Origin of the sequence: Corynebacterium hylobatis, from assembly GCF_003955685.1 — a bacterium.
Taxonomy (GTDB): Bacteria; Actinomycetota; Actinomycetes; order Mycobacteriales; family Mycobacteriaceae; genus Corynebacterium; species Corynebacterium hylobatis.
Genome location: NZ_RXHJ01000018.1, coordinates 1 through 25,666, shown reverse-complemented (window position 1 = coordinate 25,666; position 25,666 = coordinate 1). Strand labels below are relative to the sequence as shown.

Annotated in this window: 26 protein-coding genes; 20 read left to right on the top strand and 6 right to left on the bottom strand. The window is 67.3% G+C overall.

Translation table 11 applies throughout. The annotated features are described in order from the left end of the window. Window positions 1-16 precede the first annotated feature (16 nt). The 8 genes from EAH68_RS12445 to trhA all read left to right on the top strand — a co-directional run bounded on the left by EAH68_RS12445 (window position 17) and on the right by trhA (window position 8,498). The gene (locus EAH68_RS12445; protein WP_126121666.1) at window positions 17-910 is read left to right on the top strand and encodes a phosphoribosylaminoimidazolesuccinocarboxamide synthase; all 894 of its coding nucleotides are present in this window, start codon (window positions 17-19) and stop codon (window positions 908-910) included. Between the two features lie 21 nt (window positions 911-931). Further along, the gene (locus tag EAH68_RS12440) at window positions 932-3,091 is read left to right on the top strand and encodes a S9 family peptidase (RefSeq protein ID WP_439647635.1); all 2,160 of its coding nucleotides are present in this window, start codon (window positions 932-934) and stop codon (window positions 3,089-3,091) included. Window positions 3,092-3,099: 8 nt separating this feature from the next. Further along, on the top strand, window positions 3,100-3,777 hold the full coding sequence (locus EAH68_RS12435; RefSeq protein ID WP_126121665.1) for a DUF2334 domain-containing protein: 678 nt from the start codon (window positions 3,100-3,102) through the stop codon (window positions 3,775-3,777). Between the two features lie 16 nt (window positions 3,778-3,793). Continuing rightward, window positions 3,794-4,288: a glutathione peroxidase gene (locus EAH68_RS12430; RefSeq protein WP_126121664.1), complete on the top strand. Its 495-nt coding sequence runs from the start codon at window positions 3,794-3,796 to the stop codon at window positions 4,286-4,288. Window positions 4,289-4,387: 99 nt separating this feature from the next. Then, entirely contained in the window at window positions 4,388-4,633 is a 246-nt protein-coding gene (gene purS, locus EAH68_RS12425; RefSeq protein ID WP_126121663.1) for a phosphoribosylformylglycinamidine synthase subunit PurS, read from the top strand. Then, window positions 4,630-5,301 (top strand): phosphoribosylformylglycinamidine synthase subunit PurQ, encoded by a 672-nt coding sequence (gene purQ / locus EAH68_RS12420; protein ID WP_126121662.1) that lies wholly within the window; start codon window positions 4,630-4,632, stop codon window positions 5,299-5,301. Before purS ends, purQ begins: the two co-directional genes overlap by 4 nt. Before the next feature lie 15 nt (window positions 5,302-5,316). After that, complete coding sequence (purL, locus tag EAH68_RS12415) at window positions 5,317-7,593, top strand: phosphoribosylformylglycinamidine synthase subunit PurL (protein WP_126121661.1); 2,277 nt, start codon at window positions 5,317-5,319, stop codon at window positions 7,591-7,593. Between the two features lie 224 nt (window positions 7,594-7,817). Beyond that, window positions 7,818-8,498, top strand: a complete 681-nt coding sequence (gene trhA / locus EAH68_RS12410) for a PAQR family membrane homeostasis protein TrhA (RefSeq protein ID WP_241228452.1) — start codon at window positions 7,818-7,820, stop codon at window positions 8,496-8,498. Here the strand turns inward: trhA and EAH68_RS12405 are convergent. Next, entirely contained in the window at window positions 8,495-8,947 is a 453-nt protein-coding gene (locus EAH68_RS12405; RefSeq protein WP_126121660.1) for an Lrp/AsnC family transcriptional regulator, read from the bottom strand. The genes trhA and EAH68_RS12405 overlap by 4 nt on opposite strands. A 96-nt stretch (window positions 8,948-9,043) precedes the next feature. Here EAH68_RS12405 and EAH68_RS12400 point away from each other — a divergent pair, with 96 nt between their 5' ends. Next, a complete protein-coding gene (locus EAH68_RS12400; RefSeq protein ID WP_126121659.1) occupies window positions 9,044-9,721 on the top strand; it encodes a LysE family translocator in 678 nt (225 codons plus the stop codon). Here the strand turns inward: EAH68_RS12400 and EAH68_RS12395 are convergent. Next, complete coding sequence (locus tag EAH68_RS12395; RefSeq protein ID WP_126121658.1) at window positions 9,718-10,710, bottom strand: acyl-CoA thioesterase; 993 nt, start codon at window positions 10,708-10,710, stop codon at window positions 9,718-9,720. The two genes, EAH68_RS12400 and EAH68_RS12395, sit on opposite strands and share 4 nt — an antisense overlap. Before the next feature lie 70 nt (window positions 10,711-10,780). On the opposite strand from EAH68_RS12395, the gene EAH68_RS12390 reads away from it, so the two are divergent. Genes EAH68_RS12390 through purM form a run of 3 tightly spaced genes read left to right on the top strand, consistent with a single transcriptional unit; the run spans window position 10,781 to window position 13,792 of the window. Next, entirely contained in the window at window positions 10,781-11,140 is a 360-nt protein-coding gene (locus tag EAH68_RS12390) for a sterol carrier family protein (protein ID WP_126121657.1), read from the top strand. A 35-nt stretch (window positions 11,141-11,175) separates the two neighbouring features. After that, window positions 11,176-12,684 (top strand): amidophosphoribosyltransferase, encoded by a 1,509-nt coding sequence (gene purF / locus EAH68_RS12385; RefSeq protein ID WP_126121688.1) that lies wholly within the window; start codon window positions 11,176-11,178, stop codon window positions 12,682-12,684. Between the two features lie 40 nt (window positions 12,685-12,724). Continuing rightward, the gene (gene purM, locus EAH68_RS12380; RefSeq protein WP_126121656.1) at window positions 12,725-13,792 is read left to right on the top strand and encodes a phosphoribosylformylglycinamidine cyclo-ligase; all 1,068 of its coding nucleotides are present in this window, start codon (window positions 12,725-12,727) and stop codon (window positions 13,790-13,792) included. A gap of 89 nt (window positions 13,793-13,881) precedes the next feature. Here purM and EAH68_RS12375 read toward each other — a convergent pair whose 3' ends face one another. Together EAH68_RS12375 and ygfZ are read right to left on the bottom strand one after the other, a co-directional pair. Then, a complete protein-coding gene (locus EAH68_RS12375) occupies window positions 13,882-14,121 on the bottom strand; it encodes a DUF3073 domain-containing protein (RefSeq protein ID WP_126121655.1) in 240 nt (79 codons plus the stop codon). Window positions 14,122-14,354: 233 nt separating this feature from the next. Further along, complete coding sequence (ygfZ, locus tag EAH68_RS12370; protein ID WP_126121654.1) at window positions 14,355-15,449, bottom strand: CAF17-like 4Fe-4S cluster assembly/insertion protein YgfZ; 1,095 nt, start codon at window positions 15,447-15,449, stop codon at window positions 14,355-14,357. A 42-nt stretch (window positions 15,450-15,491) separates the two neighbouring features. Here ygfZ and EAH68_RS12365 point away from each other — a divergent pair, with 42 nt between their 5' ends. Beyond that, window positions 15,492-16,415, top strand: a complete 924-nt coding sequence (locus tag EAH68_RS12365) for an aminodeoxychorismate lyase (protein WP_126121653.1) — start codon at window positions 15,492-15,494, stop codon at window positions 16,413-16,415. A gap of 1 nt (window position 16,416) precedes the next feature. Here the strand turns inward: EAH68_RS12365 and EAH68_RS12360 are convergent, their stop codons facing one another. After that, window positions 16,417-17,100 carry a heme-binding beta-barrel domain-containing protein gene (locus EAH68_RS12360; protein WP_126121652.1) on the bottom strand — a complete coding sequence of 228 codons (684 nt, stop codon included), beginning with the start codon at window positions 17,098-17,100 and terminating at the stop codon, window positions 16,417-16,419. Between EAH68_RS12360 and EAH68_RS12355 the strand changes: the two genes are divergently transcribed. Then, window positions 17,099-18,235 (top strand): diacylglycerol/lipid kinase family protein, encoded by a 1,137-nt coding sequence (locus EAH68_RS12355; RefSeq protein ID WP_126121651.1) that lies wholly within the window; start codon window positions 17,099-17,101, stop codon window positions 18,233-18,235. The genes EAH68_RS12360 and EAH68_RS12355 overlap by 2 nt on opposite strands. On the opposite strand, the gene EAH68_RS12350 is transcribed toward EAH68_RS12355, so the two are convergent. Beyond that, window positions 18,186-18,950 carry an LmeA family phospholipid-binding protein gene (locus EAH68_RS12350; protein WP_126121650.1) on the bottom strand — a complete coding sequence of 255 codons (765 nt, stop codon included), beginning with the start codon at window positions 18,948-18,950 and terminating at the stop codon, window positions 18,186-18,188. The genes EAH68_RS12355 and EAH68_RS12350 overlap by 50 nt on opposite strands. A gap of 33 nt (window positions 18,951-18,983) precedes the next feature. On the opposite strand from EAH68_RS12350, the gene mshD reads away from it, so the two are divergent. The 6 genes from mshD to EAH68_RS12320 all read left to right on the top strand — a co-directional run bounded on the left by mshD (window position 18,984) and on the right by EAH68_RS12320 (window position 25,514). After that, complete coding sequence (gene mshD, locus EAH68_RS12345; protein WP_126121649.1) at window positions 18,984-19,874, top strand: mycothiol synthase; 891 nt, start codon at window positions 18,984-18,986, stop codon at window positions 19,872-19,874. 317 nt (window positions 19,875-20,191) lie between these two features. Further along, entirely contained in the window at window positions 20,192-21,298 is a 1,107-nt protein-coding gene (gene pstS / locus EAH68_RS12340) for a phosphate ABC transporter substrate-binding protein PstS (protein WP_126121648.1), read from the top strand. Between the two features lie 166 nt (window positions 21,299-21,464). After that, on the top strand, window positions 21,465-22,532 hold the full coding sequence (pstC, locus tag EAH68_RS12335; protein WP_126121647.1) for a phosphate ABC transporter permease subunit PstC: 1,068 nt from the start codon (window positions 21,465-21,467) through the stop codon (window positions 22,530-22,532). Between the two features lie 17 nt (window positions 22,533-22,549). Beyond that, window positions 22,550-23,476 carry a phosphate ABC transporter permease PstA gene (gene pstA, locus EAH68_RS12330; protein ID WP_126121646.1) on the top strand — a complete coding sequence of 309 codons (927 nt, stop codon included), beginning with the start codon at window positions 22,550-22,552 and terminating at the stop codon, window positions 23,474-23,476. A 47-nt stretch (window positions 23,477-23,523) separates the two neighbouring features. Further along, entirely contained in the window at window positions 23,524-24,297 is a 774-nt protein-coding gene (gene pstB, locus EAH68_RS12325; protein ID WP_126121645.1) for a phosphate ABC transporter ATP-binding protein PstB, read from the top strand. Between the two features lie 83 nt (window positions 24,298-24,380). Next, window positions 24,381-25,514 (top strand): cytochrome P450, encoded by a 1,134-nt coding sequence (locus tag EAH68_RS12320; RefSeq protein ID WP_126121644.1) that lies wholly within the window; start codon window positions 24,381-24,383, stop codon window positions 25,512-25,514. Window positions 25,515-25,666 lie beyond the last annotated feature (152 nt).

The following is a 25,666-nucleotide window of genomic DNA, read 5'->3' as shown; positions in this document are numbered from 1 at the left end:
GTCTAAACTGCTGGCCATGCGTCCTGAGCTGTCCGACTACAATCACCTCTCCGCCGGCAAAGTCCGTGAGATCTACGAAGTGGATGACCACACCCTCCTGATGGTGGTCTCCGACCGGATTTCCGCCTACGACCACATCCTCGATCCGGAGATCCCGGACAAGGGGCGTGTGCTCACCGCGATGAGCGTGTTCTTCTTCAACGCCATCGACTTCCCCAACCACCTCGCGGGACCGGCGGATGACCCCCGGATCCCGGAGGAGGTGCTGGGCCGGGCCCTGATCGTGAAGAAGCTGAAGATGCTGCCCTTCGAGTGCGTGGCACGCGGCTATCTCACCGGCTCCGGGCTGAAGGAGTACCAGGCCGACGGCACCGTCTGCGGTATCCAGCTGCCCGAGGGTCTGGTCGAGTCCTCGAAGCTGCCCGAGCCGATCTTCACCCCGGCCACCAAGGCGGAGCTCGGTGATCACGATGAGAACGTGAGCTTTGAGGCGGTCGTCGCAAAGCTCGGTGAGGACCGGGCCGACGAGCTGCGCGAGGCCACCCTGCGGATCTACTCCGAGGCCGCTGCACTCGCCGAGTCCCGGGGCATCATCCTGGCCGACACCAAATTCGAGTTCGGCCTCGACGAGAACGGCACCCTCGTTCTTGCCGATGAGGTGCTGACCCCGGACTCCTCACGCTACTGGCCGGCGGACAGCTACGAGGAGGGGAAGGTCCAGCCCAGCTTCGACAAACAGTACGTGCGCAACTGGCTCACCTCCCCGAAGTCCGGCTGGGACGTCAACGGCACCACCCCGCCGCCGGTCCTGCCCGGTTCCGTCGTGGAGGCCACCCGCGAGCGCTACATCGAGGCCTACGAGCGGCTTTCGGGCAAGAAGTTCGCCACCTGGGTCGGGGACTGCGTCTAGCCGGTGACTACGATCGGGGACATGACTCTGCAGCCCCCGATCGCCCCGCGCCACCCGGTGGTCCGTGAATTCCACGGCCGCACCTTCATCGACGACTACGAGTGGATGCGGGACAAGGACTCCCCGGCGACGATCGCCCACCTCGAGGCGGAGAACGCGTACACCAAGCAGCAGACCGCGGACATCGAGGACCTCACCGAGGAGATCTACACCGAGATCAAGTCCCGCATCAAGGAGACGGACATGTCCGTCCCACAGCGGTCCGGTGACTGGTGGTACTACGGGCGCACCGAGGAGGGCAAGGACTACGGCTACTCCTGCCGGATCCCCGTCGACGCGGCGCATGACCCGTGGACCCCGCCGGTCATCCCCGAGGAGGGCCGCCCCGAGGGTGAGCAGATCATCCTCGACCTCAATGCACTGGCCGAGGGCCACGAATTCTTCTCCCTCGGTGCCTCCTCCGTGACCACCTCCGGCCGTTTCCTCGCCTACTCCGTGGACACCACCGGCGACGAGCGCTTCACTCTCCACATCAAGGATCTGGAGACCGGCGAACTGCTGTCCGATGTCCTGGAGAACGTCTACTACGGTGCGACCTGGGCGGGGGAGGACCACCTGTTCTACCAGCGTGTTGACGAGGCCTGGCGCCCCGACACCGTGTGGCGCCACCGCATCGGCACCGACCCCGCCGAGGACGTCTGCGTCTTCCGCGAGGACGACGAACAGTTCTTCACGGGCGTCGGCTCCACCCGCAGCGAGAAGTACCTGATCATCGAGGCGGCCTCCAAGATCACCTCCGAGACCCGCGTCCTGCTGATGGACAACCCCGAGGGCGAGTTCGAGGTCCTGTGGCCGCGGGAGAAGAACGTCGAGTACTCCGTCGACCACGCCGTCCTGCCTGGCCTGGAGGGCGGGGAGGACCGGTGGATCGTCACCCACAACGCCACCGGCCCCAACTTCGCCATCGGGGAATGCCCTGTCGCGGACCTGCGGCCGCTGCGGAAGCTTGAGGAGCTCATCCCGCACGACCCGGAGACCCGCATCGAGGGCGTGGACACCTTCCAGGGCCACATCGTCGCCTCCTACCGCCGCGGTGCCATCGGCCGCCTCGCCGTCATGGAGCTGAGCGCCTCCGGCTGCTACGACACGTTCAAGGAACTGGACTTCGACGAGGAGCTCTACACCGCCGGTTCCCTGGGCAACCCGGAATGGGACGCACCCGTCATCCGCATCTCCTACGGTTCCTTCACCACCCCGGCGCGCCTCTACGACTACCGCATCGCCTCCGGTGAGTTCACCCTGCTCAAGGAGCAGGAGGTGCTCGGCGGTTACCACCGCGAGGACTACACCGCCCACCGCCTGTGGGCCACGGCCGAGGACGGCGAGCAGATCCCGGTCTCCGTGGTGCACCGCGCCGACCTGGACCTCAGCCGCCCGAACCCGACGGTGCTCTACGCCTACGGTTCCTACGAATCCAGCATCGACCCGGGCTTCTCCATCGCCAGGCTCTCCGTCATGGACCGCGGAATGATCTTCGCGGTGGCTCATGTCCGCGGCGGCGGCGAGATGGGGCGCGCCTGGTACGACAACGGAAAGCTGGAGAAGAAGAAGAACACCTTCACCGACTTCATCGCCGTCGCCGACGAGCTGATCTCCCGCGGGCTGACCACCCCGGACCGGTTGGTCGCCGAGGGGGGTTCCGCCGGTGGCATGCTCATGGGCGCGATCGCCAACATGGCCCCGGACCGTTTCGCCGGGATTCAGGCCATCGTGCCTTTCGTGGACCCGCTGACCTCCATGCTCAAACCGGAACTGCCGCTGACAGTCACCGAATGGGATGAGTGGGGCGACCCCTTCCACGATCCGGACGTCTACGACTACATGGCCTCCTACGCCCCCTACGAGAACGTCGCGGCGAAGGACTACCCGGACATCCTGGCCATCACCTCCATCAACGACACGCGCGTGCTCTATGTGGAGCCGGCGAAGTGGATCGCGAAGCTGCGTGAGACCGCCACCGGGGGACAGTTCCTGCTCAAAACGGAGATGTCCGCCGGACACGGTGGTGTCTCCGGCCGCTACGCGCGCTGGCGCCAGACCGCCTTCGAGTACGCGTGGACCCTGTGGACCGCGGGGGCTGTGACCGTTCCGCCGCGACAGAGTGAGCGGGCCGTGCGATAATTCCCCTTATGCGCGGCCGTCTCCTGGTTTCAGTCTCCAGTATTTTCTCCGACACCAGGGGAGCGGTGGCGGGCATGATGAAGTTGCTCGACGCGGAGGGGATCCCCGTCTCGTTGCTCGTCGCCCCGCACATCGACGGCAACTGGCGCCTGGCCCGGGACCACCGCACCCGTGACTGGCTGCTCGCCCAGCAGGAGGCGGGCCGGGTGCTCATCCTCAACGGCTTCGACCAGGCGGTGCAGGGCCGGCGCTCCGAATTCGCCAACCTGGACGCCCACGAGGCCCGCCTGCGCCTGGCCGGGGCCACGCGGCAGATGCGCAGGATCGGTTTCGAGATGGACATCTTCGCCCCGCCACGGTGGCGGATGTCGCCGGGCACCCTCGAGGTACTGCCGGAATTCGACTTCGCGCTGGCCGCCAGCACCCGCGGCCTGCACAACCTCACCGACGGCTCCTTCCGACAGTGCCGCAACCTGTCCGTCGGTGAGGGTTTCGGCGCGGCGAAATGGTGGCGGCGTAACGTCATCCGGGCCGCCGAACGCGGCGCCGCCCGCGGCAACACCATCCGCCTGTCCGTGTCGGGGCGCAACCTGGAGGACCGGAAGGTCTCCTCGGATTTCCTGCGTGCGGCCGTCGCCGCCGTTGCGGCCGGCGCGGACCCGGGCGACTACCGTGCCATGATCTGAGCCGTAGTCTGGGGCCATGACGACGCTTCTCAGCACCCCCGTGACCCTCAACGACTCCACCTCCTCGACCCTCGGCGACATCGCCGGTGGGGACCTGATCCTGCTGGTCAACACCGCCTCCGAGTGCGGCCTGACCCCGCAGTACGCCGGTCTCCAGCAGCTCGCCTGGGACTACGGCGACCGTGGCCTGACCGTCATCGGCGCGCCCTGCAACCAGTTCGGCGGCCAGGAGCCGGGCACTGACGAGGAGATCTCCTCGTTCTGCTCCCTCAATTACGGGGTGAGCTTCCCCCTGCTGTCGCGCCTGGAGGTCAACGGCGAGGGGGCGCACCCGCTCTACCGTCAGCTCACGCAGGTGGCGGATGCAGCCGGCGAGGCGGGGGATGTGCAGTGGAACTTCGAGAAATTCCTCATCGCTCCCGACGGTGCGGTCATCGCCCGTATCCGGCCGCGGACCGAACCGCAGGACCCGGAGGTGGTCTCCCTCATCGAGGCCAACCTGCCCCGCTGATAGCACCTTATCTACTGGCCAGATCGTGCGAAGTATTCCGGTTTGGTGTAGCAGGCTAGAATGAAGACCGACCAATTACGGCGAAGATAAGGGAAAACTGTGGCCCGTGTTGTTGTGAATGTCATGCCGAAGGCGGAGATCCTGGATCCCCAGGGACAGGCCGTCCACCGTGCGCTGGGACGCATCGGCGTCACCGGCGTCAGCGACGTACGTCAGGGCAAGCGTTTCGAGCTGGAGGTGGACGACTCCGTCTCCACCGCCGACCTCGAGAAGGTCGCCGAGACGCTGCTCGCCAACACCGTGATCGAGGACTTCGAGGTTGTGGGCGTGGAGGTCGCCAAGTGACCGCGAAGATCGGTGTCATCACCTTCCCCGGCACCCTCGACGATGTCGACGCCGCCCGCGCGGTGCGCATCGCCGGTGCCGAGGTGGTCAACCTCTGGCACGCCGATGAAGACCTCAGGGGCGTCGACGCGGTCGTCGTCCCCGGTGGTTTCTCCTACGGGGACTACCTGCGCTCCGGTGCCATCTCCGCCATCGCCCCGGTGATGCGCGCGGTCGTCGACGCCGCAGGAAAAGGCATGCCCGTCCTGGGTATCTGCAACGGCTTCCAGGTGCTGACGGAGGCCCGTCTGCTTCCCGGTGCCCTGACCCGCAACCAGGGGCTGCACTTCCACTGCACCGACACCTACCTCGAGGTGGTCAACAATGACACCGCGTGGACGAAGAACTACGAGACCGGCCAGAAGATCCTCGTGCCGGCCAAACACGGAGAAGGCCGTTTCCAGGCCGCCCCGGAGACCATCGAGCAGCTCGAGGGCGAGGGCCGCGTGGTCTTCCGCTACACCGACAACTACAACGGTTCCCTCAACGCCATCGCCGGCATCACCAACGAGACCGGCCGTGTCGTCGGCCTCATGCCGCACCCGGAGCATGCCGTCGAGATCCTCACCGGACCGTCCACCGACGGCCTGGGGATGTTCCTGTCCGCCATCGGCACGATCGCAGCCTAGGAGGCGCAACACACAATGACTGTCCACAACGACACCGTCGACGCCGCCAAGGCCACCCCGGAGCTCGAGCAGCCCTACGCTGAGCTGGGTCTCCTGGATGATGAATACACCAAGATCAGGGAGATCCTCGGCCGCCGTCCCACGGACGCCGAGCTGACCGCCTACTCCGTGATGTGGTCGGAGCACTGCTCCTACAAGTCCTCCAAGGTGCACCTGCGCTACTTCGGCCAGACCACCACGCCTGAGATGGCGGAGAAGATCCTCGCCGGCATCGGCGAGAACGCCGGCGTGGTCGACATCGGGGGCGGCGACGCCGTCACCTTCCGCGTCGAATCCCACAACAGCCCCTCCTTCGTGGAGCCCTACCAGGGTGCGGCCACCGGCATCGGCGGCATCGTCCGCGACATCATGGCCATGGGCGCCCGCCCGATCGCCGTGATGGACCAGCTGCGCTTCGGCCCCGCCGACGCAGCCGACACCGGCCGTGTCCTGCCGGGCGTGGTCTCCGGCATCGGCGGCTACGGCAACTCCCTCGGCCTGCCCAACATCGGCGGCGAAACCGTCTTCGACGAGGCCTACCTGGGCAACCCCCTGGTCAACGCGCTGTGCGTGGGCACCCTGAAGGTGGAGGACCTCAAGCTGGCCTTCGCCTCCGGCACCGGCAACAAGGTCATGCTCTTCGGTTCCCGCACCGGACTCGACGGCATCGGCGGTGTCTCCGTCCTCGGTTCCGCGAACTTCGAGGAGGGTGCCGAGCGCAAGCTGCCGGCCGTGCAGGTGGGCGACCCCTTCGCCGAGAAGGTCCTCATCGAGTGCTGCCTCGAGCTGTACCAGGCCGGCGTCGTCGTCGGTATCCAGGACCTCGGTGGCGGCGGCCTGGCCTGCGCCACCTCGGAGCTGGCCGCCGCCGGTGACGGTGGCATGCGCGTCAACCTCGACTCCGTACCGCTGCGCGCCGAGAACATGACCGCCGCGGAGATCCTCGCCTCCGAGTCCCAGGAGCGCATGTGCGCCGTGGTGTCGCCGGAGAACGTGGAGAAGTTCAAGGAGATCTGCGCCAAGTGGGAGGTTCCCGTCGCCGAGATCGGTGAGGTCATCGACGAGAAGGACCGCTACCTCGTCTACCACAACGGCGAGCTCGTGGTCGACGCCCCGGCCTCCACCATCGATGAGGGCCCGGTCTACGAGCGACCCTTCGCCCGCCCGGAGTGGCAGGACGAGCTGCAGCAGCAGACCCCCGTCGAGCGTCCCGACGACCTGAAGCAGGCCCTGTTCGACATGGTCGCTTCCCCGGCGCTGTGCTCCCGTGACTTCATCACCGAGCAGTTCGACCGCTACGTGCGCGGCAACACCGTCAAGGCGAAGTACTCCGACGCCGGTGTCCTGCGCATCAACGAGGAGACCAACCGCGGTGTCGCGGTCTCCGCGGACGCCTCCGGCCGCTACACCCAGCTGGACCCGCGCACCGGTGCCCGCCTGGCACTGGCCGAGGCCTACCGCAACGTCGCCGTCACCGGCGCGAAGCCGGTGGCCGTGACCAACTGCCTCAACTTCGGCTCCCCGGAGAACCCGGATGTGATGTGGCAGTTCCGTGAGTCCGTCCACGGGCTGGCCGACGGTGCCAAGGAGCTGGAGATCCCGGTATCCGGCGGCAACGTCTCCTTCTACAACCAGACCGGTGAGACCCCGATCCTGCCGACCCCGGTCGTCGGTGTCCTCGGTGTCATCGAGGACGTCCACGACGCCATCGGCCACGACCTCGGCACCGTCGAGGGCTCCGAGGTGCTCATCCTGCTGGGTGAGACCGCCGACGAGTTCGGCGGCTCCATCTGGCAGCAGATCTCCGGTGGCGGTCTCAAGGGCCTGCCCCCGAAGATCGACCTGGCCAACGAGGAGCGCCTCGCGGACTTCTTCGTCGGCAACACCGATGTGACCGCCGCCCACGACCTCTCCGAGGGTGGGCTGGCGCAGGCTGTGGCCGAGATGGCCTTCCGCTCGCAGGGTGGTGTCAATCTCGATCTCTCGGGGGTTCACGAGGATGAGTTCGTGGCGCTGTTCTCCGAGTCTGCCTCCCGTGCCGTGGTGGCCACCACCGCCGACCGCGTGGACGCGGTGCTGGCGCGCGCCGCTGAGAAGGGTGTGTCGGCCGTGAAGATCGGCGAGACCACCTCGGCCCGCGAGCTGAACTTCGGTGAGGTCACCGTCGACCTCGACGAGCTCAAGGCAGCATGGCAGGGCACCCTGCCGGAACTGTTCGGCCACGCCGTGGGTTCGAACGCGGTCGTCGACTAACAGTTGAGACTGGCAGGACCCGGGAGGATCATTCCTCCCGGGTCCTTGTCGTTGCCGATCCAGCCGCTGGCGAAAGTCCGCTGGGCCTGCTGGAATGCCTGTTGATGGGGTACGGGGTCAGCCATGGTTCCTTTCTGGAGCTTCTTGCCGGATCCCGCGGGGCGGGCGTACGCTGGCGGTTACTTACGCATCCGTAACCTACACCTGAGAAAGGTGGTCCAGTAGTGGCAGAGACGATCACGATCACTCGGACTCTCCTCGACCGGGGTCCACGTCCGGCCACCCGCGGGTGGTTCCATTTCATCGCGGCCCTGGCCTCGGTCATCGCGGGCTCGGTGCTCTCCACCTACGCCTGGATGAGCATCGTGTGGTGGCAGGCCCTGGGGGTCACCCTCTACGCGGTCTCCGTCGTGGTCCTGTTCGGGGTCTCCGCCGCCTACCACCTGGGCACCTGGCCTGACCAGCGCACAGTTGACGGGTGGCGGCGCGCCGACCACGCCACCATCGCCTTCTTCATCGCCGCCACCTACACCCCCTTCTGCCTCATCGCCCTGGAACCGCGCCATGCCACCTGGATGCTGATCACAGCATGGACCGGAGCGGCCCTGGGCATTGTGCTCAACCTCGTGTGGATCAACCACCCGCGTTGGCTGGCGGTGGTGGTCTACCTGACGCTCGGCTGGCTCATCGTGCCGCTGGTCCCGCAGCTGTGGTCGGGGGTCGGCCCCGCGGTGGTCTGGCTGCTGTTCGCCGGTGGCATCATCTACTCGCTGGGCGCCCTGATCTACGGCTTCCGCTGGCCCGGACGCAACGCCCGGCTCTTCGGCTACCACGAGCACTTTCACACGGCCACGATCATCGCCGCGGCGGTGCACCAGGTTGCGGTGTGGCTGGTGGTGGCCTAGATCGGGATCGGCCCGTCGGCGACGATGGTCCGCATCACCAGGGTCGAGGTGATCCGGGCGATGCCCGGTAGCTCGCTCAGGTGCTCATCGCGCAGCCGCTGGTAGTCCGCGAGATCGCGGGCCACCAGCCGCACCAGGAAATCCGGGTCGCCGAACAGGCGCTCCGCCGACAGGACCTGCGGCAGGGCAGCCAACCCGTCCTCGAGGGCGGCGACGGTCGCGCGGTCCTCGCGGTCGAGGGTGATGAAGGCGATGACCTGCACCCCGTAGCCCACCGCTGTCGGGTCGAGGCGGGTGTGGAAACCCGTGATCACCCCCTGCTGCTCCAGGGCGCGTAGCCGCCGCAGGCATGTGCTGGCGGAGGCGCCGGTGTGGTGGGCCAGCTCCGCGGCGGTGATCCGCGCATTGTCCTGGATCAGTGACAGAATCTTGCGGTCAACAGCGTCCATATGACGGATTCTGCCATGCGGTGCCGTCTGTCACGCGGGGATGAATGAAAACCGCAGTAGTTTCCCTGCCCGTGGCCGGTGGGCAGCATCAGAGGCATGGACATCGCGAACCTCATGAGCTTCTGGGCCGTCAGCCTGCTGCTGATCGTCACGCCGGGACCCGACTGGGCGTTCGTGCTCGGCCACGCCCTCCGTCGCCGCCCCCTCCTGCCACCCCTGGCCGGCATCGCCCTGGGCTATCTGGGACTGACGATCGTGGTGGCCGGTGGTCTGGGCGCACTGGTGGCGCGCCACCCAGCGTTGCTGACCATCGTGACTGTCGTCGGGGTGCTCGTCCTCCTGCGGATCGGATGGACCATGCTGCGCGCGGCGCTGGGCGGTCCCGTCACTGTCGAGGTCGACACGGCTGAGCCCGAGGAGCCGCACGGCGGGGGAGTGGCGGTGCTGACCCGGGCTGAGACGGGCGTCGACAAGCGCACCCGGGCCGTGGCCACGGGCGCGGCGGTCAGCGGGCTCAACCCGAAGGGGCTGATGCTGTTCATCGCCCTGCTGCCCCAGTTCGTGGCCACCGGCCAGACGATGCCGGTCAGCCTCCAGATGTTTGTCCTGGGGCTGGTGTTCATCGCCTCGGCGACCAGCGTCTACGCCCTGATCGGGGTGTTCGCGGGCCGGGTCCTGGCCGGCTCGGAGCGGGCCTCCCGGATCCTCACGGGTGTGGCCGGTGCGGCGATGATGGCCGTGGCGGCCGGGATGCTGGCCCAGCACTTCCTCTAGTCGACGTGCGCCGGGGTGCTCTGCGGCACCAGCGGCAGCGGCGCGTACTTGGCGCGTAGCTCACGCAGCGTCTGGGCGTGCTCCGAGAGCTGGGTGTCCTCGGTGGTGCGCGGGGTGAACTGGCGGGCGGGCAGCGCGATACCGTCCACATCCGTGGCCACGTAGGTCACGGTGGCGTGGATGGCGGTCTTGAGGTGCTCACGCCCACCCTTCGGGTTGCCGGAACGCACGTGGATCGACATCTGCATGGAGCGCTTGTCGGTGCGCATCATGCGGGCGTCCACCTCGATGAGGTCGCCGATGGCGATCGGGTTGTAGAAGCGGATGCCGCCGGCGTAGACCGCGACGGTGTGCTCTCCTGACCACTCCATCGTGCAGGCCGCACCGGCCTCGTCGATCCACTCCATGGCGGTGCCGCCGTGGACCTTGCCGCCCCAGTTGATGTCGGTCGGCTTGGCCAGGAAACGGTGGATCAGGCGCGGGGCCTCCGAGGGGCCGTCGTAGGTCTGCTTCTCCATCTCCGCCTCGATGGCCTTGCGCAGGTCGATGCGCGTCAGTGCGGCGTCGAGGGCGCGGCGCTCAGCCTCGTCGGCAGGGACGAACTCCGGCACGGCCTGGGTCTTGCCCGTGGCGGTGTCCTTGGCCACGAAGATGACCAGGCAGTCGCAGGCGCGGGTGAACACGCCCTCGCGCGGATCGGCGGAGAAGACCTCGTTGACGATGTGCATGGAGGAACGCCCCGTCATGGCGATGCGTGAACGCACCTCCACCATGTGGCCGGAGGGGATGGGCCGGTTGAAGTGGATGTGACCGACGTAGGCGGTGACACAGTAGGTCCCCGACCACTGGACGGCACAGGCGTAGGCCGCCTTATCGATCCACTCGAGAACGCGTCCGCCGCTGACACCCTGGTTTCCGGCCATGAGGACATCGGTGGGTGCGGCGAGGAAACGCAGCGTGACCTTGGGGGACTTCTGGTTGTTCGTCATACGGACGTGCTTTCTCTGTGCGAACTAGCTGGACTTCGGGCCAACAATACCCTGAGTAGAATGCGGTGCCATGGATATATCTTCAGTGGCCGCGGTCATGGACTGGGTGCGGGATCCGGTGGGCGTGGCTAAACCCGCCCGCCCTCTGCTCGCTGACGCCGTCCGCGGCACCGTCCGGCAACTGGCCCGGGATGCGCCGGGCAGGACCGTGGAGGTCCGTGTCCCGCCTTTCGCCGCCGTGCAGTGCATCGCCGGCCCCGCGCACACGCGCGGCACCCCGCCCAACGTCTTCGAGACCGACCCGCTGACGTGGCTGCAGCTGGCCACGGGGCAGGTGCTTCTCGACACCGCGCTGGCCGACGGCCGCGTCCACGCCTCCGGTCCACGGGTGACGGAGATGGGGCGCTGGTTGCCGGTCATTAGTTTGTGAGCACCTTAGGGTCTAGAGTGGGGGACGTGGCAATTATGGACCGTTCCCGGACCGATTCCGCCCTGCCCGCTGGTCTTGATGACCGCGGTGAGACCGAGCCCCGCGAGGAGTGCGGCGTTTTCGGTGTCTGGGCCCCAGGCGAAGAAGTCGCCAAACTGACATATTTCGGGCTGTTCGCCCTGCAGCACCGCGGCCAGGAGGCCGCGGGCATTGCTGTCGGTGACGGCGAACGCATCGTGGTCTTCAAGGACATGGGACTGGTCTCCCAGGTCTTCGACGAGTCCTCACTCGGCGCCCTCCAAGGTGACATCGCGCTCGGACACACCCGCTACTCCACCGCCGGTGGCAAGAAGTGGGAGAACGTCCAGCCGATGTTCCGGACCTCCCCCGACGGCACCGACGTCGCCCTCGGGCACAACGGCAACCTGGTCAACTTCGTCGAGCTTCAGCAGGAGGCCGTCGACCGCGGTCTCAAGGAGTTCCGCGACGCGCAGGCCGCCTCCTCCGACACCGCCGTCATCACCGCCCTGCTGGCTGATTCGGTGACCGAGGGCCGTACCGTCTTCGAGTCCGCCAGGGAGCTCCTCCCGCGGGTGCACGGCGCCTTCTGCCTGACTTTCACCGACGGACACACTCTCTATGCCGCCCGTGACCCCTACGGCGTGCGTCCGCTGGTTCTGGGCCGGCTGGAGCGCGGCTGGGTCGTCGCCTCCGAGACATGCGCCCTCGACATCGTCGGCGCCGCCTTCGTCCGGGAGATCGAGCCCGGTGAGCTCGTGGCCATCGACGAGGGCGGCGTGCGTTCCGCCCGTTTCGCCGAGACCAACCACAAGGGCTGTGTCTTCGAGTATGTCTACCTCGCCCGCCCGGACACCGTCATCAGGGGCCGCTCCGTCAACGCCGTCCGCATCGACCTCGGACGCCGCCTGGCCCGGGAGTTCCCCGCCGACGGCGACCTGGTCATCCCGGTGCCGGATTCCGGCACCCCCGCGGCCGTGGGCTACGCCCGCGAATCCGGTATCCCCTTCGGGCAGGGCCTGGTCAAGAACGCCTATGTGGGCCGCACCTTCATCCAGCCCTCCCAGACCCTCCGGCAGCTGGGCATCCGCCTCAAGCTGAACCCGCTCAAGGAGGTCATCGCCGGCAAGAAGCTCATCGTCGTCGATGACTCCATCGTCCGCGGCAACACCCAGCGGGCACTGATCCGCATGCTCCGCGAGGCGGGTGCGGCGGAGGTCCACGTCCGGATCGCCTCCCCGCCGGTGAAGTGGCCGTGTTTCTACGGCATTGACTTCGCCAGCCCCGGTGAACTCATCGCCAACACGGGGGCGGGTGATGCCCGGAACGGTGAGGCGCTCACCGAGTCGATCTGCACCGCCATCGGCGCAGACTCGCTGGGATTCGTCTCCATCGATGAGATGGTGGAGTCGACCACGCAGCCGCGTGAGCAGCTGTGCACCGCCTGCTTCAGCGGGCAGTACCCGCTCGGCCTGCCCACCGGCAACGCCAACGCGGACCTCGTCGCCAAGATGCAGGCCAGCTAGCCCGGCCTGACCCTCCAGACAGAAAGAGACTGAAGAACCCATGACCGAGACCGACCACCAGGGTGCCTCCTACGCCGACGCAGGCGTCGACATCGAGGCCGGCGATCGCGCCGTAGAGCTGTTCGCCCCGCTGGCCAAGAAGGCCACCCGGCCCGAGGTCCGTGGCGGCCTCGGTGGCTTCGCGGGCCTCTTCGCCCTCGGCAAGTACAAGGAGCCCCTCCTGGCCGCCGGTTCCGACGGGGTGGGCACCAAGCTCGCCGTCGCCCAGGCAATGGACAAGCACGACACCATCGGCATCGACCTCGTCGCCATGTGCGTCGACGACCTCGTCGTCTGCGGCGCCGAGCCGCTGTTCCTGCAGGACTACATCGCCATCGGCAAGGTCGTGCCCGAGCACGTAGCCCAGATCGTCTCCGGCATCGCCGAAGGCTGCGTCCAGGCAGGCTGCGCCCTGCTCGGCGGCGAGACCGCCGAGCACCCCGGCCTGATGGCCCCGGGTGCCTACGACGTCTCCGCCACCGCGGTCGGCGTCGTCGAGGCCGATGAGCTCCTCGGCCCCCACCTGGTCCGATCCGGTGACATCATCATCGGCATGGCCTCCTCCGGCCTGCACTCCAACGGCTACTCCCTTGCCCGCCACGTCCTCCTGGAGAAGGCCGGCCTGCCGCTCGACGGCCACATCGAGGAGCTCGGCCGCACCCTCGGTGAGGAGCTGCTTGAGCCGACCCGTATCTACGCCAAGGACTGCCTGGCGCTCGCCGCCGAGTGCAATGTCCGCACCTTCTGCCACGTCACCGGCGGCGGACTGTCCGGCAACATGGAGCGCATCATCCCCGAGGGACTGGTTGCGGAGATGCAGCGTTCCACCTGGACACCGCAGCAGATCTTCCGCACCATCGCCGATCTGGGCAAGGTCTCCCGCGAGGAGATGGAGAAGACCTTCAACATGGGTGTCGGCATGGTCGCCATCGTCGCCCCGGAGGACCGTGACCGGGCCCTGGCGATGCTCACCGCCCGCCACATCGACGCCTTCGAGCTGGGCGTCGTCCGCACCGCCACTGAAACCGATGGGCAGCGTGCCATCCTGAGCGGCGAGCACCGCTACTAGGGGCAGCACAACGGCGCGGTACCGGCCCCTGGTGTGGGGTGGTACCGCGCCGTTGTTTTCCTGAGGTACAGGTGAACGCCCGGCTGCTGTCAGCGGCCGGCGTAGGACAGGCCCTGGGGGTCGTCCTCGTCCTCATCCTCATCCGCCCAGTTCGCGTAATCGGCGTACTGGTCGTCATAGTCGTCGTCTGCCGCAGTGTCGTCGTAGGAATGTCGAGGACTCTGCGAGGCAAGCTCGCGCTGGAGTGAATCCAGATCCATCTCGGGTGTGTTGTACTTCAGCTGGCGTGCAACCTTGGTCTGCTTTGCCTTTGCGCGACCGCGTCCCATGGCCTGACCCCCTTGAGGTATGTGAAGGCTATCCAGGGAATTCGGATGCCCCATCGGCTTTACGTCTGTGTGTATTCCTGTAGAAATACAATAGCGCGTTAGGCGGAAAAATGCCGCACCGTGCCGGTGAGCTGGGGGAAAAGGGGATAAATAGGGGAAAACACAAGATCACTGTGACGAATCCGGGGGTGGTCGGGGGAGTCCCCGGATTCGATTGCAGTACCAGGGTGCGCTCAGCGACCCCGGAGCTTGTCGATGGCAGCTCGGCCCGCCTGCTCCCCGGCCTCCTCCGGCAGCGAGGTGGGGTCGACGTTGACGGCCACCGGGCCGACACAGAGGTCCTCGCGCTCAAGCGCGTTGCGGCGCACCAGCGCGAGGGCCACGGGGCCGAAATCACAGTCGTGGACGACGGTACCCAACCTGCCCAGCGCGCGCCCGCCCTGCGGGCCGGTGATCTCCGAACCCGGTGCGGGCGGCTCGGGGGCTGAGCCGTCGAGCTGGAGCATGACCAGCACGCGGGGCGAGCGGCCCAGGTTCTCCACCCGGGCGACCGTCTCCTGACCCCGGTAGCAGCCCTTTTCCAGGTGCACGGCACCCGGCCGTCCCTCCTGGCCGATCCAGGCGGGGACCTCGTGGGGGATGGACTTGTCGTCGAGGTCGACGTTCTTCTCCGGCTCCAGCGCCCGGACCCGCTCGGCGGTGAAGGCCATCAGTCCGGCCAGCTGGACTCCGGCGGCCTCCAGTGCGGCGACGGTCTCATCCAGGGCGGCGCGCTCCACCAGCAGATCCCGGCGTGGGACACCGGACCAGGGGACGTCCCGCTGGGCGGCGGTGTCGATCTCCGGCAGGTCCAGGCTGCCCAGCAGGGTGAGTACGGCGAGGTCGGGTTCGGTGATCTCGACCTGGGACCAGAAGACCATCTTCTGCAGGAAACCCAGGAAGGTCACGGCATCTGCGGCCGGCAGGTCGAGGTAGAAGGCCTCCCCGGTGCGCAGGACGTCGGCGTGGTGGAGGATCCGGCCCTGGATGTCCAGGTCGAGGGCGGCGGCGGCGAAACCGGCCGGGACGTCATCGAGTTTCTGGGAGAGGAGGTTGTTGAGGAATTCCGGGGCGTCCGGACCGGCTACCCGGATCACCCTGCGGTGGGAGCGGTCGACGACGACGGTGCCGTCGTGGGCGGCGCGCTGTTCACGGAGGGGATCACCGTAATGCCAGGCCACGCCGGTGGCGTCCACAGCGGAATCGGGCCCCTGCGCCTCTGCGGCACCGGGCCGGTCGAGCAGGGGGGAACGGTAGGTGGGCACATCAGAAGAGGTAGGGGAGGTCACATCCCCGATGGTAACCTGCCGGACCGGGCATAATGCAAGGATATGGACTCCACCTCCCCTGTCATCTACGTCGTCGAGCCCTACGGCGGCTCCATCCGCCGCCACAATCCCGCCCTCCCGTTGATCTTCTGGGATGACGCTGCGGTCACCCGCGGTGACGGTGTCTTCGAGACGCTGCTCATCCGTGACGGACACCCCGCCAACCTCCGCCGGCACATGGAACGTTTCCAGGCTTCCGCGCGTCTGCTGGACCTGCGGGAACCCTCCGCCGATGACTGGATCGACGCCACCCGCCAGGCGGTCGAGGAGTGGACCGCGCGGACGGGGGAGGATGCGAAATGTGTGTGGACCTACACCCGGGGCCGGGAATCCACCGGCATCCCGAGCGCGTGGATCACGCTCTCGCCGATCAACGAGCGGGTGCTCCGGCAACGGGAGTCGGGGGTCAGTGTGATGACCTCCCCGCGCGGCTTCACCATCGACACATCCCTGCCGGGTGTGGATGAGGCGACCGAGGGCGGTTCCCCGGAACCTGCGCCCTGGCTGACGGTGGGTGCCAAGACGCTCAACTACGCCGCGAACATGGCGGCGCTGCGCCACGCACGTTCGAGGGGTTTCGACGACGTCATCTACATCGACCCCGGCACCGGCCGGGTGCTGGAGGGGGCGACGTCGACGGTGATCGCTGTCCGGAAGGAGAGGAAGCTGCGGACTCCGGTGCCGGGCGGCGAGGTTCTCCCCGGCACCACCCAGGCCGCGCTCTTCGAGTACGCCGAGAGACAGGGCTGGCGCTGCCGGGCGAAGGACATGACGGTTGAGCGGCTTCTCGACGCCGAGTCAGTCTGGCTCGTCTCCTCCGTCCGGGTGGCCACCCGCGTCACCGCGATCGACGGTCACCCCCTGCCCGCCCCTGCCAACGAGGCCGAAGTGCGCGAGCTGATCAACGCCGCACTCGGGGCGGAGTGAGCTAGCCGGCGACGCGCTTGAGCTGTGCCGACATGCGGGGCTTCAGCTCCCCGTCGACGAGGCGCTCGTCGACCCAGCCCAGATCATTGTTGGGCATCAGGCCGTAGAGGCGCTTGCCGGAACCCAGGCGGGACGGCCCGGTGGAGGTGACCATGCAGGAGGCGGACTCGACCTGCCAGGCACGCTCGTTGACGGGCTCGCCGTAGAAGATCTCGGCGACACCGGTGGAGTGGGTGCACACGAACTCGATCTCGTCGGAGAGGGAGATCCGCCAGAAACCGGACTCGCGCTGGTCCGGGCCGACGGGCCTGCCCTCCTCGTCGAGCTTCCAGATCCGGGATTCGTAGGTGAGGTAGTTCTCGCCGTCGTGGGCGAAGATGATCTGCTGCCCGAAGGAGTACTGGCCCTCCTCGGTGTCGGCCTTGCCCTCGCCGCGCCAGACGCCGACCAGGGGCAGCAGTGCGAGCAGGCCGTCGTGGATGTTCGGGCCGTGGCGCAGGTTGGCGGTGTCGTCGGGGACCGGCAGTTCGCCGAGGTCCAGCGGGGGGAGGTTGCGGTGGGCGGTGTTCCTGGCCTGTTCCGCCGCGAGGTTGACGGCGTCGTTGCCGCTCAGGCCGGGCTGCTGCTGGGCGGCTGCGGCGTCGCCGGGGGTGTCGGATGGGGTGTTCTGTGGCTCCTGAGTCATGGGCACCAGCTTAGTGGCCGCGCGGCTAGGCTTGGACATCGTGCGCGTCCTGCTGATAGCGAACCCGAACTCGACCGGCCAGAGCGACAGCCTGTTCCGCCGGGTCATCCCGGTGTTGCGTGCTGTCGACGGGGTCCGGCTCACCGGCATGTTCACCCACCACCCGGGACATGCCGAGGAGATCTGCCGCGGGCTGGGGCGCCGGGACTGGGACGTGGTGGTAGTTGTGGGTGGGGACGGTACGGTCCATGAAGCGGTCAATGGACTTCTGGGCCCGGTGGGTGGGCAGCTGCGTGATCCCCGCGAGCTGCCCGCCCTGGCGGTGGTGCCGACCGGTTCGGCCAACGTCTTCGCCCGTGCGTTGGGTTTTCCGCCGGATCCCGTCGCTGCGGTGCGGATGCTCGCCGACCTGCTGCGCAGCGACCTGCGCCGCACGATCTGCCTGGGCACCTGGAATGACCGGTGGTTCGCCGTCAACGCCGGTTTCGGGATGGACGCAGACGTCATCGCCCGGGTCCATGACGCCCGGGAGCACGGCTTCGCCGCCACCCCGCTGCGCTACCTGCGGGTCTCGCTGCTGGTGTGGGCGCGGGCGCGGCATGATCCGCCGCACATCGACGTCCACGCCGTCAGCACCGACGGCCGGGAACTCCGGCTGGAGGACGTCCCGCTGTTCGTGGCCTCGAACACCAACCCGTGGACCTTCCTCGGTCCGCTGCCGGTGGTGACCAACCCGCGCAACAGCTTCGATCAGGGTCTCGGACTGTTCGGCCTGAGCAGCCTGCGGGGCGCCCGCGGTGTGGCGAGCATGCTGCACCTGATCGGTTTCGGGCACAGCACCTTCTTCGAGGACTGGATCCGGGGTCGCACACTGCAGTTCGACGACGCCGCCGGGGTGGAGCTGACCTGCCGGCGGCCGCAGGGTTTCCAGGCCGACGGCGAGTACGTCGGGGAGTTCGAGCGGGCGGTGCTGGGCAGCCGGATTGACGCGATCGAGGTGTTCGCCCCCAAGCAGGCCTACCCGGTGTCACCGCGGGCCTGGCGGCAGGTACGCCAGGATGTGGTGCGGATTCTGCGGGCCCTGCTCAGGAACTGGAGACATCGACTGGGGAGAGGTCTGCCAACCGCACCGTGACATTGTGGCGCTCCGCCTCGAAGAAGATGGAGCCACCGGACATGTTCACCCGGCTGGCCCGGCCCGCCAGCGGCAGGCTCCGGGTGTCGAGCGTGAGGCTGAAGGCCTCACGGGTGGCCTCGGCCGCGGCGGGGGAGAGGTCCGCCGGGGCGTCGACAAGCTCCCTGGGGCTCATGTGGAACTGGTCGCCCACCAGCCGCAGATCGACGATGACGGTCACCGGTTCCCGCTGGTTGAAGGGGGTACCCGTCAGCTGGGCCTCGGCAGCGGAGCCACCGGCGGGGGAGATGTCGTAGGGGTTGGCGATGTCCAGGTCCGTCATCCCCAGCAACCGCCCCAGGGCCACCCCGTCCAGCCGGATGGTGCGGGTGAATGCGGTGGCGGGGGCGCCGGTGATGTCGCCGCTGAGGACCTGCCCGCGGTCGACTGTGACGCGGGTGAGTTCCGTCTGGGCGTTGACCATGCCGAGTCCGGCGACGTCGACGTCGAGGGCGTGGACACCGACCGTCGGGATCTCACCGGTGAACAGGGCCGCCAGGTAGGGCACCCCACCGACGTTGACCCGCGGGCTGACCTCCAGGCCGGCCTGCTCCTCCACGGCCGCGGAGAGGTGGCGTTCCACCCGGGAGGCGGCGACGCTGTCGGCCAGCCAGCCACCGCCGAGCAGGACCGCGAGAACGGAGATGACGATGAGGGGCAGGCGCGGAACGTACACCTCTATATGTCTACCAGCGATAGTCTGGGGAACATGAAGATCGAGCCCCTTGACCTGCCCACCCACCCCGAGCTTGCCGACGCCGCCCGGGACCTGCTTGCCGACGCTGCCCGCGCCGACGGTGTCGAGGCCTTCTCCGAGCAGTTCGTCCTCGGCCTCTCCGATGCCCGACTCTGGCACCGCCACCTCCTCGCCCGTGACGGCGACCAGCTCCTCGGCCTCGCCGCCTGCGACGACGCCTCCTGCGAACTCGTGGTGGCCCCGTCCGCCCGGCGCCGCGGGGTGGCCCGTGCCCTGCTGACCGAACTTCGCGGCCGGGACGTGTGGGCCCACGGCAACCTGCCCGCCGCCCGTGCCCTGGCAGAGAAGGAGGGGCGGAAGATGGCCCGCCGCCTGCTGGTCATGGCGGTGGAGGGTGAGGCCCTGCGCGAGGCCGCCTCCTTCGAGCCGCGGGAGGACGTCGAGGCGCTCAACCTCGTCGAATCCGTCGCGCGCTACGGCCGCGACCTGGTCGAGGAACAGTGGCTGGCGGCCAACAACGAGGCCTTCTCCTGGCACCCGGAGCAGGGCGGCTGGGACCGGGACCGCCTGTCCCGGGCGCAGGAGGCCGACTGGTTCGCGGAGGAGGACGTGCTCTTCCTGTGGTCCGTGGAGGAGCCTGTCCTGGCGGGTTTCCACTGGACGAAGTGGCACACGGAGGAGTCGCCGGCCTTCGGCGAGGTCTATGTCGTGGGCCTGGCCTCCGACTTCCGCGGCCGCCGACTGGGGGACCCGTTGCTGCGGCTGGGGCTGGCGCATATGGCAGGGAAGGGGGCGGAGCGGGTCATCCTCTACGTGGAGGCCGACAACGGGCCCGCGGTGCGGGTCTACGAGAAGCTGGGCTTCCACATCGCCGAGGAGCATGCCGTGTGGTCGCCCGCCTGATACCGGAAAACGGGGCGTGACAACCTGACAATCGGCCGTGAAATGTGATGTGTCACCTGAGGTGGGGTGACCCGCCTTACCAAATGCTGGTCCAGGCGGAAAGAGTTCTCTCGATGCTCGTCAGAAGTTAACGGTGCGTTCACCAAACTACCCCCAGTCGGTTAACTCCGGTGCCTAACTTTAGTGGACGTGGGCAACAGCCCTGTCCACTTTCGGTGTGAACATGCTGAGAATATGCGGACAGGGAGCACCTTGACCGGTCCCAACGGTTGCCCGGACCTGTTTTACTGACTGATCTGCATCGGAAAGGTTCTCCTGTGATCCGCAACTTCAAGCGCACTGCAGCCATCATTGGCGTCGTCGCCGTCGGCTCCGCCACCCTCGTCGCCTGCGGCGATTCTGACAACGGCTCGACCGACACCACCGCTGACGTCGCCATCGAGGGCCTCTCCGGTACCACCGGCCAGCTCGTGGGTGAGGGTGCCTCCTCCCAGCAGAACGCCATGGACTACTTCGGCCAGAAGTACCAGGGCGCCGTCTCGGGTGCGACCCTCGCCTACACCGCCTCCGGCTCCGGCTCCGGCCGCACCAACTTCGTCGGTGGCCAGGTCTCCTTCGCCGGATCCGACTCCCCGCTGTCCGATGACCAGGTGGCCCCGGCAGCTGAGCGCTGCGAGGGCAACGACGCATGGCACCTGCCTTTCGTCATCGGCCCGGTGGCCATCGCCTACAACCTGGAGGGCGTCGAGGACCTGAACCTCTCCATCCCGACCGTTGCGCAGATCTTCAAGGGCGAGATCACCAGCTGGAACGACGAGGCCATTGCCGCCGAGAACGAGGGCGTCGATCTCCCGGACACCGACATCTCCGTCGTCTACCGCTCTGACGAGTCCGGCACCTCCGACAACTTCCAGAAGTTCCTCGGCGCTGCCGCCGGCGACATCTGGGAGACCGAGGGACAGCAGTTCCCCTCCGCGGTCGGTGAGGGTGCCAACGGCTCCAACGGTGTCGCCACCCAGGTCACCGCCATCAACGGCGGCATCACCTACGTCGAGTCCGGCTTCGCGCTCCAGCAGGGCCTGGGTGTCGCGAATCTCGACTTCGGTGCCGGCCCGGTCGAGCTGAACACCGAGTCCGTGGGTGTCGCCCTGGACAACCTGGAGTTCGCCTCCGAGGGCCACGACATGGTCGTCGACACCGACGCCCTGTTCGCCTCCGACACCGAGGGTGCCTACCCGCTGATCCTCACCACCTACGAGATTGTCTGCTCCGCAGGTTACGATGAGACCACCTCCGCGATGGTCAAGGATTTCCTGACCGTTGCCCTGGAGTACCAGGATGAGGGTCTCGAGGAGCTCGGCTACATCCCGGTCACCGGTGCCCACGCCGAGCGCCTGGCCGCAGCCGTCGACGCCATCCAGTAACTGAATAACAGGGACACCCTCCGGGGTGCCCGACCGCTCCGATGTGGCTGCGGTCAAACATGAAGCAGCCCCCGCAAGCGTTTTCGTTTCCGGGGGCGCTGTCACGTCCAGCACTTCAGTGCCGTGGCAATTGTCCTTTCCCTTTAGTTTCAAAGGAACGTGCCTAATGGCAAGCAACCGACCGACCACAGAGGGTCAGGTGACCCGGGCCGGCCAGCCCGTCATCCCCGACTCCGTGGCCTCCATTGGAAACACACAGCAGCCGAGCACCCCGGATCACCCGACCCAGAAGGGCGGGGGCGGTGTCAAGCGCCCGGGTGACCGTGTCTTCGAGTTCCTGTCCACCGCCTCCGCGACCCTGATCACCGTCCTCATCACCGCGATCGGTGCGTTCCTCATCTGGCGCGCCATCCCGTCACTGAGCCGTAACACCGAGGGCTTCCTCGGCTTCTTCACCTACACCGGCCCCTGGAGCACCTCCAACACCGAGGCGATGCAGTTCGGCATCCCGAACCTCTTCGCGGTCACCGTGCTCATCTCCGTTGTGGCGCTGCTCATTGCCATGCCGATCGCCCTGGGCATCGCGGTGTTCCTCTCCAACTACGCACCGAAGCGGACGGTCAAGCCGCTCGGCTACCTGGTCGACATGCTCGCCGCAGTGCCGTCCATCGTCTACGGACTATGGGGATGGCAGGTCCTCGGCCCGGCACTGACCACCTTCTACGAGTGGATTCACAGCTGGGGCGGCGGCTTCTTCCTGTTCGCCACCTACTCCAACTCCCCGTCTTTCGCCACCGGCCGCAACATCCTCACCGGTGGCATCGTCCTGGCAGTGATGATCCTCCCGGTCATCGCGGCCACCGCCCGCGAGGTCTTCGTCCAGACCCCGCGCGGTCAGGTCGAGGCCGCCCTGGCCCTCGGCGCCACCCGTTGGGAGGTCGTCCGGATGACCGTGCTGCCCTTCGGCCTCTCCGGCTACATCTCGGGCTCCATGCTCGGCCTGGGCCGCGCTCTGGGTGAGACCATGGCTCTCTACATGGTCGTCTCCCCGTCCTCGGCCTTCCGTTTCTCCCTGTTCGACGGCGGTACGACCTTCGCCACCGCCATCGCCAACGCTGCCCCCGAGTTCAACGATGACATCCGTGCTGGCGCCTATATCGCCGCGGGTCTGGTGCTGTTCCTCCTCACCTTCGTCGTCAACTCCATCGCCCGAGCAATCGTGGCCAAGAAGTAGAAGGCGGAGAAAATACCATGACAAACAAAGTCAACCCGATCGCTCCGGCCAGCGCCCCGCTGAACTCACCGAGCGTGTTCACCGACATCTCATCCCGTCGCAAGACGACCAACTCCGTGGCCACCTTCCTGGTCTATGCCACCATGGCCATCGCGATGATCCCGCTGATCTGGGTGCTGTGGGTGGTCATCTCCCGTGGCCTGGCCCCGGTCCTGACCCCCGACTGGTGGACCTCGTCCCAGCAGGGTGTGCTGTACCACCAGGCCGGTGGCGGTGCGCTGCACGCCATCGTGGGTACGCTCATGCAGACCCTGATCGCCTCGGTCCTGTCCATTCCGATCGGCGTGTTCACCGCGATCTACCTCGTCGAGTACGCCAACGGCAACCGTCTCGGCCGGATCACCACCTTCATGGTGGACATCCTCACCGGTGTGCCCTCCATCGTCGCGGCGCTGTTCATCTTCACCACCTGGATCACCCTGTTCGGTTTCCAACGTTCCGGTATGGCCGTGGCCCTGTCGCTGGTCCTGCTGATGGTCCCGGTCGTTGTCCGGAATACGGAGGAGATGCTGCGCGTTGTCCCCATGGACCTGCGTGAGGCCTCCTACGCCCTGGGCGTGCCCAAGTGGAAGACCATCGTGAAGATCGTCCTCCCGACGGCGCTGTCCGGCATCGTCACCGGCATCATGCTGGCCATCGCCCGCGTGATGGGTGAATCCGCGCCGGTGCTGATCCTCGTCGGTTCCACACAGGCGATGAACTGGGACTCCATGACCGGTCCGCAGTCCTCCCTGCCACTGATGATGCTCGACATGTACAAGGCCGGTACCTCCCCGGCGGTCCTGGACAAGCTGTGGGGTGCAGCCTTCACCCTGGTTCTCATCATCGCGCTGCTCAACATCGGCGCCCGACTCATCTCCGCGAAGTTCTCGGTCAAGCAGTAGCTTCGCCCCCTGCAGTACAGAAGAAACACAGACCACAGGAGTTACTGATGTCCAAGCTCGAACTCAACGGCGTAGACATTTTCTACGGCGATTTCCATGCCGTCCAGAACGTCAACCTGCAGGTGCCGGCCCAGGCCGTCACCGCCTTCATCGGCCCCTCCGGCTGCGGCAAGTCCACCGTCCTGCGCACCCTCAACCGTATGCACGAGGTCATCCCCGGCGCCTACGTCACCGGCGAGGTGCTTCTCGACGGCGAGGACATCTACGGCTCAAAGGTCGACCCTGTCGCCGTGCGCAACACCATCGGCATGGTCTTCCAGAAGGCCAACCCGTTCCCGACCATGTCCATTGAGGACAACGTCGTCGCCGGCCTGAAGCTCTCCGGTGAGAAGAACAAGAAGAAGCTCAAGGAGGTCGCGGAGAAGTCCCTGCGCGGCGCCAACCTCTGGGAGGAGGTCAAGGACCGCCTCGACAAGCCGGGCGGCGGCCTCTCCGGTGGCCAGCAGCAGCGCCTGTGCATCGCCCGCGCCATCGCGGTCGAGCCCGAGGTTCTCCTCATGGACGAGCCCTGCTCCGCCCTTGACCCGATCTCGACCCTGGCGGTGGAGGACCTCATCCACGAGCTGAAGGAAGAGTTCACCATCGTCATCGTGACCCACAACATGCAGCAGGCTGCCCGTGTGTCCGACAAGACCGCCTTCTACTCCCTGGAGGCCACCGGCAAGCCGGGTCGCCTCGTCGAGTTCGGTGACACGAAGAAGATCTTCGAGAACCCGGACCAGAAGGAGACCGAGGACTACATCGCCGGTCGTTTCGGATAATCTCCGGACGTCATTTCGATGGGCCCCGACGCACTGCGCGTCGGGGCCCATCGCTCTAGGGTGGGGTGAAGGAGGTACGAGAAGTGCACACTGATCCGACCGGTAGGGATCCCCGCAAGTTCGGGGACGAACTGCTCGCCCCGCCCCGCTGCCCCGTGGCGCATGCCCCGGACGGAGAGGTTCTGGTCCTCGGGCATGCGGAGGCCGTCGAGGTCGCCGCCGATCCGCAGCGTTTCAGCTCCGCTGTCTCCGCGCACATGCAGCTGCCCAACGGGCTTGACGGGGAGGAGCACGCGCGTTTCCGCACGCTGATTGACGCCTACCTGGAGCCGGCGGTCGTCGAGAAGCACGAGGATGCTTTTCGACGCACCGCCCACCACGTCGCCGCCGAGGCGCTCGCCGCGGATTCCGTGGACGCGGTCCTCGACATCGGCGCCAGGTTCGCGGTCCGCTCGATGACTGCCTGGCTGGGCTGGCCGGAAGAATTCGAGGAACGGCTACTCGCCTGGGTGGTGGAGAATTTCGCCGCGACCCGCTCCGGTGACCGCAGCCGTACCGCTGCCGTGGCCGCCGAATTCGACGGGATCATCGCTGAGGTTGTCCGGCCCCGCCTCGAGAACCCGGCAGCCTTCGACGACGTCACCTGCCAGCTGGTGCACGACACCAGCCTGGGGCGGAAGCTGGAGTTCCCGGAGATCGTCTCCATCCTGCGCAACTGGACCGGCGGGGACCTCGGTTCAATGGCCCTGAGCATCGGCGTGATCCTGCACGCCCTGGCACACGAGCCTGAATTACAGGAACGCCTGCGTCAGGGGGTCGCGCGTGAGGAATTCACCGCCATCGCCGACGAACTGCTGCGCCGCGACAACCCCTTCGTCTCCAACCGACGCATCACCACCTGCCCCGTGACCCTGGGCGGAGCGGAGCTTCCCGAGGGACAGCGCGTGCGCATCCACTGGACCGCCGCCAACCGCGACCCGGAGAAATTCGCCGACCCCGATGCCTTCCTGCCGGCGGAGAACGCCGCGGCGAACCTGGTGTGGGGGACCGGTCCGCACTACTGCCCCGGCAAGCCCCTGTCGATGCTGGAGCTACGCGCCATGATCGAGGAACTGCTGGCCCTGGCGCATGTCTCATCCGCCGATGGCGAGACCGTCCGCGCGCTCCATCCGGTGGGTGGCTGGCGACGGTTCCCGGTGGAGTTGAAGGCGACCTGAGAGGCTATGGGTACCTCCCTGATAAATGGAAATGGTGCCCATTTTCATTAAATAAATACCCTCTGAACTGGACCTTTAGTCACGGTTGACCCCGGAGTTCACCCCCGTGTCCCGGCCATGGTCTAGCGTCATCATCGAACAGGAAAGCGATG

What these genes read in the sequence shown, in the direction of transcription:
- EAH68_RS12445 (WP_126121666.1), top strand. Translation starts at nt 17, where the DNA reads ATGCGTCCTGAGCTGTCCGACTACAATCACCTCTCCGCCGGCAAAGTC.
- EAH68_RS12440 (WP_439647635.1), top strand. Translation starts at nt 932, where the DNA reads ATGACTCTGCAGCCCCCGATCGCCCCGCGCCACCCGGTGGTCCGTGAA.
- EAH68_RS12435 (WP_126121665.1), top strand. Translation starts at nt 3,100, where the DNA reads ATGCGCGGCCGTCTCCTGGTTTCAGTCTCCAGTATTTTCTCCGACACC.
- EAH68_RS12430 (WP_126121664.1), top strand. Translation starts at nt 3,794, where the DNA reads ATGACGACGCTTCTCAGCACCCCCGTGACCCTCAACGACTCCACCTCC.
- purL (WP_126121661.1), top strand. Translation starts at nt 5,317, where the DNA reads ATGACTGTCCACAACGACACCGTCGACGCCGCCAAGGCCACCCCGGAG.
- EAH68_RS12405 (WP_126121660.1), bottom strand. Translation starts at nt 8,947, where the DNA reads ATGGACGCTGTTGACCGCAAGATTCTGTCACTGATCCAGGACAATGCG.
- EAH68_RS12400 (WP_126121659.1), top strand. Translation starts at nt 9,044, where the DNA reads ATGGACATCGCGAACCTCATGAGCTTCTGGGCCGTCAGCCTGCTGCTG.
- EAH68_RS12395 (WP_126121658.1), bottom strand. Translation starts at nt 10,710, where the DNA reads ATGACGAACAACCAGAAGTCCCCCAAGGTCACGCTGCGTTTCCTCGCC.
- EAH68_RS12390 (WP_126121657.1), top strand. Translation starts at nt 10,781, where the DNA reads ATGGATATATCTTCAGTGGCCGCGGTCATGGACTGGGTGCGGGATCCG.
- purF (WP_126121688.1), top strand. Translation starts at nt 11,176, where the DNA reads ATGGACCGTTCCCGGACCGATTCCGCCCTGCCCGCTGGTCTTGATGAC.
- purM (WP_126121656.1), top strand. Translation starts at nt 12,725, where the DNA reads ATGACCGAGACCGACCACCAGGGTGCCTCCTACGCCGACGCAGGCGTC.
- EAH68_RS12375 (WP_126121655.1), bottom strand. Translation starts at nt 14,121, where the DNA reads ATGGGACGCGGTCGCGCAAAGGCAAAGCAGACCAAGGTTGCACGCCAG.
- EAH68_RS12365 (WP_126121653.1), top strand. Translation starts at nt 15,492, where the DNA reads ATGGACTCCACCTCCCCTGTCATCTACGTCGTCGAGCCCTACGGCGGC.
- EAH68_RS12355 (WP_126121651.1), top strand. Translation starts at nt 17,099, where the DNA reads ATGGGCACCAGCTTAGTGGCCGCGCGGCTAGGCTTGGACATCGTGCGC.
- EAH68_RS12360 (WP_126121652.1), bottom strand. Translation starts at nt 17,100, where the DNA reads ATGACTCAGGAGCCACAGAACACCCCATCCGACACCCCCGGCGACGCC.
- mshD (WP_126121649.1), top strand. Translation starts at nt 18,984, where the DNA reads ATGAAGATCGAGCCCCTTGACCTGCCCACCCACCCCGAGCTTGCCGAC.
- pstC (WP_126121647.1), top strand. Translation starts at nt 21,465, where the DNA reads ATGGCAAGCAACCGACCGACCACAGAGGGTCAGGTGACCCGGGCCGGC.
- pstA (WP_126121646.1), top strand. Translation starts at nt 22,550, where the DNA reads ATGACAAACAAAGTCAACCCGATCGCTCCGGCCAGCGCCCCGCTGAAC.
- pstB (WP_126121645.1), top strand. Translation starts at nt 23,524, where the DNA reads ATGTCCAAGCTCGAACTCAACGGCGTAGACATTTTCTACGGCGATTTC.